The following is a 10,996-nucleotide window of genomic DNA, read 5'->3' on the forward strand; positions in this document are numbered from 1 at the left end:
CCACTTCCCAAGGAGAACACATCATGGCAACCAAAACTTTCGACGAGCGCCTCGCTTCCATGAAGGCCAACCGCACCGCCAACAACATGAACTCGGGCCTCTACCACGCCAACATCAACGTCCTGGACAAGTCCACCCTGGAGGACGCCGTTGAGCACCCGGAGAAGTACCCGAACCTCACGGTCCGCGTTTCCGGCTACGCGGTGAACTTTGTGAAGCTCACCCGCGAGCAGCAGCTGGACGTCATCTCCCGTACCTTCCACCAGGGCTCCTAAATGGCAGATGGCATTACCGGCGTCGTGCGTCTTTCTCCTGAAGAAGGGGAGAAGGTGCGCGGCGCCGCCGCCGGTTTAGGAACGGACAACGACCTCGACGGTTACACCCGCCCGGAGTTGATGCAGGCCCGCCGCTCTGGTGATGTCGCGCTCGTGCACTCCTGGGAGCTGGTGACGGCCGTGGATGGGCCTGGAACCCGCATGACCATGTTCATGTCGGGTTGCCCGTTGCGCTGCCAGTATTGCCACAATCCCGACACCATGGAGATGAAGGTCGGCACCTTGGAGCGCATCGAGGATGTGGTCAAGCGCATTAAACGCTATAAGCCCATCTTCAACGCCTCCGGGGGCGGCCTGACCATCTCGGGCGGTGAGCCGCTCTTCCAGATCGCCTTCGCACGGCGCTTGCTCAAGGAAGTCCACGATGCAGGCATCCACACCACGATCGATACCTCGGGTTACCTCGGCGCGCGCCTGCGCGATGAGGATCTAGACAACATCGACCTGGTGCTGCTCGACGTCAAGTCCGGTGACGAGGAGACCTATAAGAAGGTCACCCGCCGCGAGCTGCAGCCGACGATCGATTTTGGGGATCGCCTCAACGCCATCGGCAAGCCGGTCTGGATCCGCTTCGTGGTGGTGCCGGGGCTTACCGACGGCCCCGAGAACGTCGCCAACGTAGCCAAAATTGTCTCCCGCTGGAAGAGCAACGTCGAGCGCGTCGAGGTGTTGCCCTTCCACAACATGGGCGCGGACAAGTGGCACGAGCTGGGCTACCCGTACACCCTGGAGGATACGAAGCCGCCGAAGCCAGAAGACGTGGAGGAAATCCGCGAGGTGTTCCGCAAGGAAGGTTTCGTGGTCTACTAGAAGCATGAAACGCTTCGGCCACACCATCAAGGAACACATCATCACCGTCCCCTGGGACTATGTCAATCCCGCCGCAGGGGAGTTCGAGCTCTACGCCCGGGAGATCATCCCACCCGGCGGTGAGAAATACCCGGCGCTGCTCTATAACCAGGGCGGGCCGGGTTTCCCGGCGCCGCGGCCGACGGGTGCCACCGGGCTCATCGGAAAGGGCTTGGAGCGCTACCGCTGGATACTTATGGACCAGCGCGGCACCGGGCGCAGCCACCGCATCGATGAGCTCAGCCCGGCTGAGGATCGCAGCGCTGCGCGTCTGGCGCAGCTGCGGCAGGAGAATATCGTGCGCGATGCCGAGCGCCTCCGCGAGCACCTCGGTGAGGAGTCCTGGGATCTCTTCGGCCAATCCTTCGGCGGCTTCATCATCACCGCCTATGTTTCGATGTTCCCGCAGTCCATTGGGCGCGCCTTCCTTACCGGCGGCCTGCCCACCCTGACCAAAGGCGCGGATGATCTCTACCGCACCACCTTTGCCAAGCTCAAGGTCCGCCACGAGCGGTTCTATGCCCAGTTCCCGTGGGCGCAAGCACGCATCGAGGAGCTCATCCACCACCTGGACAACTCGGAGGAGCTGCTGCCGACGGGGGAGCGTCTGTCTTCGCGCCGCTTCCGCACCATCGGCATCGAACTGGGCCGCGGTACCGGATTCGATTCTCTGGCCTACCTGCTGGAGGAACCTTTCCGCACCGTGAACGGTGAGAAGCGCTTGCGTTCGGACTTCCTCAACGACGTCGGCAGCCGCGTGAGCTTCCAGGCCGGCCCGCTGTACGCGGCGATTCATGAGTCCATCTACGGTGGCGTCGGCGGCCAAGCCGTCACCGGCTGGGCGGCGCACCGCATACGCGAGGAATTCCCCGAGTTCGCCGAAGGCGGCACCTATCTGACCGGTGAGCACATTTTCCCTTGGCAGTTCGATGAGGACCCGGCGCTGCGCCCCTTCAAGCAGGCCGCCGAGGAGCTCGCCGCCCACGAGTGGGCAAGCTCTCCGTATGACGCCGCCAAGCTTGCCGACGCCCCCGTTACCGCCTCCGCCGCCATCTACCTCGACGATATCTTCGTGCCCTTCGAGGATTCCCTAGCCACGGCGGAGACCTACCGCGACTTGCGCCCAGTGGTGACCAACCGCTTCCAGCACAATGGGATTAGTGAGGACGGCGCGGGGATTTTGGGCGAGCTCTTCCGGGTAGCTGACGAGCATTAATGGCTCCGAGTGACCTCGGGGAGTGATCTCCCTCGAGATGTGGTGGTGGTCACCGTGTGGCACACTGGTTAGGAAAATCTAAATCGAGCAGAAAGGATAAGCCTATGGCCGGTCTCATCGTCATTGGCGTGATTCTCCTACTTATTATTGCCACCGCCTTCGACGGTTTCTTCATCGTCCGGACGAAGGAAGCCGCCATCATTGAGCGCATGGGTAAGTTCGTGAACGTTGCTCACGCAGGCTTGCACTTCAAGCTGCCCTACGTCGACCGCGTGCGCGCCAAGATCAGCCTGCAAATCCGTCAGCTCGATGTCATGGTGGAAACCAAGACCAAGGACAACGTCTTCGTTCAGATCCCCGTTGCCGTGCAGTATGAGGTAGTCCAGGGCAGCGAGCGCCAGGCCTTCTACACCCTGTCCAACCACGAGCAGCAGATCGTGGCCTACGTGCAGGACAACGTCCGTTCCTCCGTAGCAAACATGAACCTGGATGATTCCTTCTCTTCCAAGGACACCATCGCCCGCAACGTAGCGATGTCCCTGCGCGATAACATGGCCGCCTACGGCTGGAACTTCGTTAATACTCTGGTCACCGATATTCGCCCGGATGCTCGCGTGCGCGAGTCCATGAACTCCATTAACGCGGCGCAGCGTGAGCGCGAGGCAGCCGTTGCCCAAGCGGAGGCCGAGAAGATCCGCGTGGTCAAGGAAGCCGAGGGTGCGGCCGAGGCTAAGAAGCTGCAGGGTCGCGGTGTGGCTGACCAGCGTAAGGAGATCGTCGAAGGTATTGCCCAGCAGTATGAGCTGCTGCGTGCTGCCGGCGTGCAGGAGAACCCCGAGACCCTCATGCTGGTTTCCCAGTACCTCGACGCCATGGTTGACGTAGCCGACCGCGCCCACACCAATGTGCTGTACATGCCGTCTAACCCGGGCGGCATGCAGGATCTCTTCGGCGGTATGCGCGATACGTTGCTGTCCACTAACGCTATTAATGAAGCACCGAAGCCGAAGGTGCCGGCCGGCGAAGCAAAGCACAGCCGCGAGAACGCCGCTGCTGAGCGTCGCCGCCGTGAGGAGCAGGAGCGCCGCGAGCGCGATGAGCGCGCCCGCCGCGATGCTGAGCTGATGGAGCAGGCACAGCGCGCCCAGCAGCAGGCTCAGGAGCAGGTGCAGAACGCTCAGCAGGGCCAGGGCTTTGGTCAGTTCTCCGGCTTCCCGGCCCCGCCGCAGGGCAACAACCAGCCGCAGAGCGCGCGCGACTACTTTGACCAGCTGCGCAACCAGCTCAACAAGGACAACTAAAGACAGCTAAAACACACGAAGAGGGCCTTCCCGCAGTTTGGGAAGGCCCTCTTGTCGTTGCCCCTACACGGCGTATGGAGTGGCTAGGCACTGCGAATAATGAGACGCGGTGCCTGGCGCGCTACTTACTTGGTGTAGCCGATGTTCTCCACCTCGATGACGGCGAAGGAGTTGGCGCCGAAGTTCGCGATGTCCGGGCTGGTAGCCACCATGGCCGGGCCGTTGTAAATCGGCATAATGCCGAACTGACCCAGTGCTTCCTTCTCCAGCTTGTTGGCTTCCTTGATCTGCTCGTTTGGATCGGCGATCTGGGAGAGCTCGTCGATCTTCTTGTCCATCTCCGGGGTACCCGTGCCGGAGCGGTTGAGCTGGGAGCCGGAGCGGTAAATCTGGCCGAAGTAGGCCACACCGAACGGATCGCCGGAGGAGAAGCCCATGGGGAAGACATCAAAGTCATAGGAGGAGGTGATCTTGGAGAAGTCCGCGGACGGGCGCTCCTCCACCTTCAGGTCCACGCCGATGTCCTTCATCATCTTCTGGGTGGCGGTGGCCAGGGCCTTGCTGATGGAAGAATCACCCAACAGCGTGTAGCGCATGGACAGCTTCTTGCCGTCCTTCTCGCGGATGCCGTCGCCGCCTTCCTTCCAGCCGGCCTCGTCGAGCAGGGACTTAGCCTTCTCGGCATCGAACTTCACCACAGACCCGAAGTTGTCCTCGTAGCCCTCCTGGGTCTGGTACAGGTTGAAGGATCCCGGCAACTCCTCGGTGTAGCCGTTGAGGCCGTTGAAGCGGATGCCGGACAGCGTGGAGCGGTCGATACCGGTCATGATGGCCTCGCGGACCTTGGCATCGGAAAGAATCTCGTTCTTGGAGTTGAGAACGATGAGCGAGTTGGACGGGGCCATGGCGGTGCGGATCTCAATGCCCTGCATGTCCTTGACTGCAGCCAGGCGCTCCTTGTTGCCCACGCCGGTGGCGTCAATCTCGCCGGCCTTGAACGCGTTGATGGAGGCCTGATCCTCCATCTGACGGTAGGTCACCTTGTCCAGGAAAGGCTTATCGCCCCACCACTTCTCGTTCGGGACGAAGGTAGCGCTGCCGCTCTGGAAGTCAACGTTTTCAACCTTGAACGGGCCCGCGCCCCACTCTGGGTGGACCTCACCGAGGTAGGCTTCGTTGAACTTCTTGGCGGAGTCAATTTGCGGCGGGAGCAGGATGTTGAACAGACCCTGCCACCAGGGGTATGCCTGCTTGAAGGTGATGACGGCCTGCTTGTCGTTCTCACCTGGCTCGACGGACTCGATGAGCTCGTAGCCATCGGTGGAGGAGACGTTAGCCTCCTCGTCCTCACCGTTGTTGAACTTCCAGGTGTTCTCGAAGGCCTTCCAGTCAATCGGGGTGCCGTCGTTGTACTGGGCCTTCTCGTGGATGGTGTAGGTGACGACGGTCTTGCCGTCCTTCTCCTCGTCCTTGACGTCCGTGATGTAGTCATTGTTGACGTGGAACTCGCCGGATCCGTCGAAAAGACCGATCTGCGGGTTGTAGAACTTCCAGACGTCGCTGGTGTAGCGGGTACCGTCGGCCTGGAAGGGGTTCTGCTGCTGGGAGATCTCGGTGATGGCCAGGCGCAGCTCGCCGCCCTGCTTGAGCTCGGAGCGGTCCTTGGCGTTGTAGGAACCGTCCAGCTTGACGTCCAGCTTCTCGCCGGCTGCGGAGTTGCTGGAGTCCTTGGAGCCATCGGAGCTGCCGGAGCCGCCGTCGGAGGCGCAGCCGGTGAGAATGAGGGCAGAGGCGGTGACCACTGCGAGGGCGGTCCTGCGGAGCTTCATGTTCATTTTTGTGTCCTTTCGAGAGGAAACATGGAGACGGGGAGTATTTAGTTATAAGTCTTGCTAAGCCGGGGTTTCGGCGGGCTGGTAAATCTCGCGCACCCGGTCACGTTCCACGGCTGGATCCGGCACCGGGATGGCGGAGAGCAGCGCGCGGGTATAGGCGTGTTGCGGGTTGTCGAAGACCTCGTCCGTGGGGCCGTATTCCACGAAGTCGCCCTTGTACATCACGGCGACCTTGTCGGAAAGGTGGCGCACCACGGAGAGGTCGTGGGCGACGAACACCAGGGAAATACCGAGGCGGTTCTTCAGGTCATGCAGCAGGTTGATGATGCCAGCCTGGATGGACACGTCGAGGGCGGAGACGGGCTCGTCGAGCACCACGATGGAGGGGTTGGTGGCCAGAGCACGGGCCAGGCCGATGCGCTGGCGCTGTCCGCCAGAGAAGTGTCCGGGGAAGCGGTCCACCTGGTGGGATTCGAGGCCGACGAGTTTCATCAGCTCAGCCACGCGCTGGCCGACGTCCCCCTCGTACCCCAGCGATTCCAGCGGCTCAGCGATGATCTCACGGATGGTCATGCGCGGGTTGAGCGAGCTCATTGGGTCCTGGAAGACGATCTGGATGTCCTTGCGCAGCTTGCGGCGTGCCGACGCACTCAAGCCGGAGGTGTTGGTGCCGTTGACCACGATGGTGGAGCCCTCTGGTGGGTTGAGGTCCATGATTTCCAGCAGGGTGGTGGTCTTGCCGGAGCCGGACTCGCCCACGATGGCGAAGCACTCGCCCTGGTGTACGTCGAAGCTGACGTTCTTGACCGCATGGACGGTGCCGACGCGGCGCTTGAGAATCGCTCCCTTGATGAGCGGGAAGTCCTTGACCAGGTTCTTGACCTCCAAGGTGACGGGGCGCTGGTCGTAGGGCGTATCGCCCAAGGTATCGGCGGAAATCTTCGGTAGTGGGTACATGCGCTCGCCGCCAATCGTGCCGTCCTCAATTTCATCGGAGCGTAGGCAGGAGGCGTAGTGGCCGGGGCCGTCGCCAAGCTCACGCAGCTCCGGCTCCATGGTGCGGCACTCGTCCATCACCACTGGGCAACGGTCGGCGAAGGGGCACTCGGCGGCGACCTCAATCAGCCGCGGCGGGGTACCCGCTATGGGGGTCAGCGGCTCATCGGTGGCCTTGTCGACGCGCGGCGTCGACCCGAGAAGACCCACGGTGTAGGGCATCTTGGGGTTGTTGAAGATGGTGTCGACATCGCCCAGCTCCACCGGGCGACCGGCGTACATGACGAGGACGTCGTCGGCTGTGCCGGCCACGACACCCATGTCGTGGGTAATCATGATGACCGCGGCGCCGGTTTCGCGCTGCGCCACCTTGAGGACCTCCAGGATCTGAGCCTGGATGGTGACGTCGAGGGCCGTGGTGGGCTCGTCGGCGATGATGACGCGCGGGTTATTCGCCATGGCGATGGCGATGACCACGCGCTGACGCATACCACCGGAGAACTCGTGCGGGAAGGACTTCACGCGCTTGTCCGCCTCCGGAATGCCGACGAGTTCGAGCAGGCGAATGGCCTCCTTCTCCGCCTCCTTCGTGGAGACATCGCGGTGGGTCTGGATGGCTTCGATGAGCTGGTCGCCGATGGAGAACACCGGGGTCAGGGAGGAGAGCGGGTCCTGGAAGATCATGGCGATGTCCTTGCCGCGGATCTTCGACATCTCCTTGTCGGACTTGCCGATGAGCTCGGTGCCGGCATAGACCACGGAGCCTTCCACCTTGGCGTAATCCGGCAGCAGACCCATAACCGCCATTGAGGTGACGGACTTACCGGAGCCGGACTCGCCCACAATGGCCAGGGTGCGGCCCGGCATAAGGTCGAAGTCAACGCCACGTACGGCGTGGACGGAGCCGGCCTCCGAGGGGAAGGTGACGGACAGATTGCGTACGGACAGAACCGGGTCGGCGGACGCGGCGGGATCGGTAGCGCGGCTGGCCGGGACGGCGTTGGCGTTATGCGCAGTATTCTGCGGGGTCATGCTCGGCCTCCAGAGTTCGAGTTGGGGTCAATGGCGTCGCGCAGACCGTCGGCGATGAACGCCATGGAGACGGTCAGCAGCGTGAGGATGCCTGCAGGGAAGTAGAAGAGCCAGGGTGAAGCCTCGACGGCGTTGGCGCCGCCGGCCAGGAGGGTGCCCAGGGAGACGTCGGGAAGCTTCACGCCCAAGCCCAAGAAGGACAGCGCGGTCTCCGACATGATGGTGGACACCACGCCCAGGGCCGCTTGGATGATGAGCAGCGAACCGATGTTGGGCACTACGTGGCGGAAGATGGTGCGCAGGCGCGAAACACCCATGTAGTCCGCGGCGCGGACGTAGTCGTTCTCGCGCACACTCAGCGCCATGGCCCAGATGACACGCGCCGGGTACATCCAGCCGAAGACGATGAGCACCACGATGAGCAGCTTCCAGTCACCGCCGGAATCGGAGACCACCAGAGCGATGAGCAGGAAGGTCGGAATAGCCAGCAGGAAGTGGATGACGGCCAGGATGACCTTTTCCACCGCGCCTCCGTAAATGGCCGCGGCCGCGCCGATGAAAGCGGACAAAACCGTGGATGCTATCGACACGATAAGCGCAATGATGAGCGAGCGGCCCAGGCCGTGGACGGTTTGTGCGAAGAGATCGTTACCGGAATCGGTCGTGCCGAACCAGTGCTCGGAGGAAGGTCCGGTGGACAGGTTGAAGAAGTCCGGCTCATCGAAACCCCAGGGGGTCAGCAGGCTGCCAAAGATGGCCAGCAGGGTGAGCAACACGAAGATGACGAGGCCGACGGCCGCGAACTTGTTGCGAAAGAAACGGCGAACGTACAGCTTGAGCTTTGAGGTGCCGCGGAACTCGTTGCTGGAGAACTGCTTGCGCTGTGCGTCATCGACATCGACGCCGGAACCAAGTGCGGACTGTGCGCTGGGTTCGGTCTGCGGTGAAAAGTCAGCAGTGGCGGTATGCGGGCGCACCCCGAGGTTGTCCGCGGCGGTGTCGATGGCGAGATCGTTGCGGCGGTGGCGCTCGGTGTGGCGTGCTTCTGAGCGCGGCGACGTGGATTTCTTTTCTGGAGACATTTAGCTCACCCTTACTCGCGGATCGAGGGCTACGACGACGAGGTCAGCCAGGATTGCGGAGAAGGCAATCATGACGGCACCGAAGGCGGCGACGGCGGTGGTGCCGTTGACGTCGTTGCGGCTGATGGTTTCGATGAAGTACTGGCCCATTCCCTTCCACGCGAAGATGGTTTCCGTCATGATGGCGCCGGTGAAAATGCCGGGAACGGAGAAGGCCACGGAGGTCGCAACCGGGATGATGGAGGTGCGCAGGGCGTGCTTGCGAATAGCCTGCGCACGGGTCAGGCCCTTGGCGCGGGCGGTGCGCACATAATCGGCGTTCAGGTTATCCAGCAGCAAGGTGCGCTGCATCATGTGATACCCGGCGTAACTGATGATGATGAGGGAAATGGACGGCAGGATGAGGTGCTGCGCCATATCCAGAAGTTTGGGGAAGAAGCCCTCGACACCGAGGCTGGACGCGCCCGTCACGTAGACCACGCGGTGGCCGGTGACGCGGTTGATCCACAGGCCACCGGCAACAACCAGAATGGAGGCGACGACCACGTGGGTGTTCATCGTGATGATGGAAACGCCCTGCCAGAAGCGGTCAGCCGCTTTGTATTGGCGGGAAGCGGTGTAGACACCGAGGCCAACGCCGATGATGACGGAGAGGATTGTGGCGACGAGCAGCAGCTGCGCCGAGACGAGTGCGCGGTGAGCGATTTGTGCGCTGACCGGGTCGCCGAGAGGGGAGGTACCCCAGTCCCAGTGGAAGAGAATGTTAGAGAGCCAGCCCCACCAGCGCTCAATAAGCGGGGTCTCAGGATTGAGTCCGAGCGGAGTGAGGATGCGGCCGATTTCTTCCGGCTCGAGCGGTGGGTTGCGGCCGACATAATTTGATCGGGGATCAAGGAAGGTTGCGGCCAGGAGATACGCGATATTAGTCGCGAGGAAGATGACTACCAGCCAGCTGGCGGTCTTCTTGATGATGTACTTGAACATCACTATTCCTTCGCAGGGTTTGTCTCGGCAGATTCGGTGAGTATGGCGGCCGATAAGAGTTAACCGCACTCATGTGACCTAGACCTCAGGCTAGGTGCTGTGTCACATATTAAAAGAAATGTGAGACAGGAGAGGAATAATGATTGTTTTTATTTCATGGGGGTACTCCCCGCGTGTGAAAACTTTGTATTAATTACATATTAATTGGCCTATAGAAATTTGCAAGCAGGGGAGTGTCGGTGCAGGGACTGAAAGCTTCTTTGGGCTCACAAAGCGTGCCTGATTGCCTGGGTGGCAGTGAATAATATGCGCATAGTTTGGGGGTAGTGTGCAGGGGGATTGCGCTGAATAGATAAGGGGTAAGGAACGCTCAGCAAGCATGCAGGAGCCGGCTCAGCGCATCTTTTTCTGCCTCCGTGACCCAGATTTCATAGACCGCTTTTACCTCGACGATGCGACGCGCATACTCACAGCGAAAACCTTTGTTGGGCGGCAGCCACGTGGCGGCATCGCCGGCGCCTTTCTGCTGGTTGAGAGGACCATCGACGGCGAGGAGGTTGCGGGGATCATTGGCAAAGTTGCGGCGCTTCTCGGGTGACCATTGCTGGGCGCCTTTCTGCCAGGCGTCGGCCAGCGCCACAACGTGATCGATCTGCACCGCACTCGAGGTCTGCGCCCCGCGCTGAAACTCAATGTCCTGGCCCGAATAAGGATCATGCAAGGTGCCGGCGAGCGCCACGCAGTCGTGGGTTCCTTCCTTGAGCACTAGGCTTTCCGGATCCAGGTCCCTGCGGAGGATATCGTTGCGGGTGTCGCAGCCGTTGTGGCCAAACTTCACCGTGACATCATCGGACCAGGCCTGGCCGAATTCCTCGCGCTCATAACCGGTCATGGGAGCGCGGCCCTTGACCTCCAGAGAATCTAGGGCGGCGAGCGCTTCGGCGATGTCTGGCGCAATGTCTGGCGGGGGCGTGGCTTCGTCGGAGTGTTCTTCTGTGGGGGCTTCTTGCGCGGGCGCCGCTGTTGTTGTGGAAGCACTCGGCCCCGCCGCTGGGGGAGCAGCCGGGGAGGGAAGGAGCAGGCCGACCACCACGAGCACAGCCACCGCGGCGTTGAGGAGCGCGGCGATGAAGAACGGGGTTCGAGAGGCCATGACGAATTGATCCTAGTGGGTAGAATCGGCACACGGTATGAGTATCGATATGTTCTTTGACGACTACCTCGCCGAGCGCGGCCTTACGCGCTCGGCGGAGGTCATCCCGGATCACGCCTGCCAGGTCTTTTGCGGTATGCCGAAGCCGACATCGCATCCTTCCCTCGATGAGGCCGTGCAGCTTGTTGCGCGCACTTTGGGGGAGTAGCGCAG

The 10,996-nt window shown here is 61.7% G+C and carries 10 protein-coding genes; 5 read left to right on the forward strand and 5 right to left on the reverse strand.

What is annotated here, in order from left to right; translation table 11 throughout:
- Positions 1 to 23 precede the first annotated feature (23 nt).
- The 4 genes from grcA2 to HWX44_RS04620 all read left to right on the forward strand — a co-directional run bounded on the left by grcA2 (position 24) and on the right by HWX44_RS04620 (position 3,701).
- On the forward strand, positions 24 to 275 hold the full coding sequence (grcA2, locus tag HWX44_RS04605; RefSeq protein ID WP_070509749.1) for an autonomous glycyl radical cofactor GrcA2: 252 nt from the start codon (positions 24 to 26) through the stop codon (positions 273 to 275).
- Positions 276 to 1,145 (forward strand): pyruvate formate-lyase-activating protein, encoded by an 870-nt coding sequence (gene pflA / locus HWX44_RS04610; RefSeq protein ID WP_175973391.1) that lies wholly within the window; start codon positions 276 to 278, stop codon positions 1,143 to 1,145.
- A gap of 4 nt (positions 1,146 to 1,149) precedes the next feature.
- Positions 1,150 to 2,400: an alpha/beta fold hydrolase gene (locus tag HWX44_RS04615; RefSeq protein ID WP_175973392.1), complete on the forward strand. Its 1,251-nt coding sequence runs from the start codon at positions 1,150 to 1,152 to the stop codon at positions 2,398 to 2,400.
- 104 nt (positions 2,401 to 2,504) lie between these two features.
- The gene (locus HWX44_RS04620; protein WP_049155768.1) at positions 2,505 to 3,701 is read left to right on the forward strand and encodes an SPFH domain-containing protein; all 1,197 of its coding nucleotides are present in this window, start codon (positions 2,505 to 2,507) and stop codon (positions 3,699 to 3,701) included.
- A 125-nt stretch (positions 3,702 to 3,826) separates the two neighbouring features.
- Here HWX44_RS04620 and HWX44_RS04625 read toward each other — a convergent pair whose 3' ends face one another.
- From HWX44_RS04625 to HWX44_RS04645, 5 genes are all read right to left on the reverse strand, one after another.
- Positions 3,827 to 5,536, reverse strand: coding sequence for an ABC transporter family substrate-binding protein (locus tag HWX44_RS04625; protein WP_049155772.1), 1,710 nt, complete (start codon positions 5,534 to 5,536; stop codon positions 3,827 to 3,829).
- Between the two features lie 57 nt (positions 5,537 to 5,593).
- Positions 5,594 to 7,564: an ABC transporter ATP-binding protein gene (locus tag HWX44_RS04630; protein WP_175973395.1), complete on the reverse strand. Its 1,971-nt coding sequence runs from the start codon at positions 7,562 to 7,564 to the stop codon at positions 5,594 to 5,596.
- Positions 7,561 to 8,646 carry an ABC transporter permease gene (locus HWX44_RS04635; RefSeq protein WP_046647355.1) on the reverse strand — a complete coding sequence of 362 codons (1,086 nt, stop codon included), beginning with the start codon at positions 8,644 to 8,646 and terminating at the stop codon, positions 7,561 to 7,563. The genes HWX44_RS04630 and HWX44_RS04635 overlap by 4 nt, the downstream gene beginning before the upstream one ends.
- Positions 8,647 to 9,630 carry an ABC transporter permease gene (locus tag HWX44_RS04640; RefSeq protein WP_049155780.1) on the reverse strand — a complete coding sequence of 328 codons (984 nt, stop codon included), beginning with the start codon at positions 9,628 to 9,630 and terminating at the stop codon, positions 8,647 to 8,649.
- 370 nt (positions 9,631 to 10,000) lie between these two features.
- A complete protein-coding gene (locus tag HWX44_RS04645; RefSeq protein WP_046647354.1) occupies positions 10,001 to 10,783 on the reverse strand; it encodes an HNH endonuclease family protein in 783 nt (260 codons plus the stop codon).
- A 37-nt stretch (positions 10,784 to 10,820) separates the two neighbouring features.
- Here HWX44_RS04645 and HWX44_RS04650 point away from each other — a divergent pair, with 37 nt between their 5' ends.
- Positions 10,821 to 10,991, forward strand: a complete 171-nt coding sequence (locus tag HWX44_RS04650; protein ID WP_157844603.1) for a hypothetical protein — start codon at positions 10,821 to 10,823, stop codon at positions 10,989 to 10,991.
- Positions 10,992 to 10,996 lie beyond the last annotated feature (5 nt).

Source organism: Corynebacterium sp. Marseille-Q2823 (assembly GCF_903645345.1).
In the GTDB taxonomy this organism is placed as follows: Bacteria; Actinomycetota; Actinomycetes; order Mycobacteriales; family Mycobacteriaceae; genus Corynebacterium; species Corynebacterium hiratae.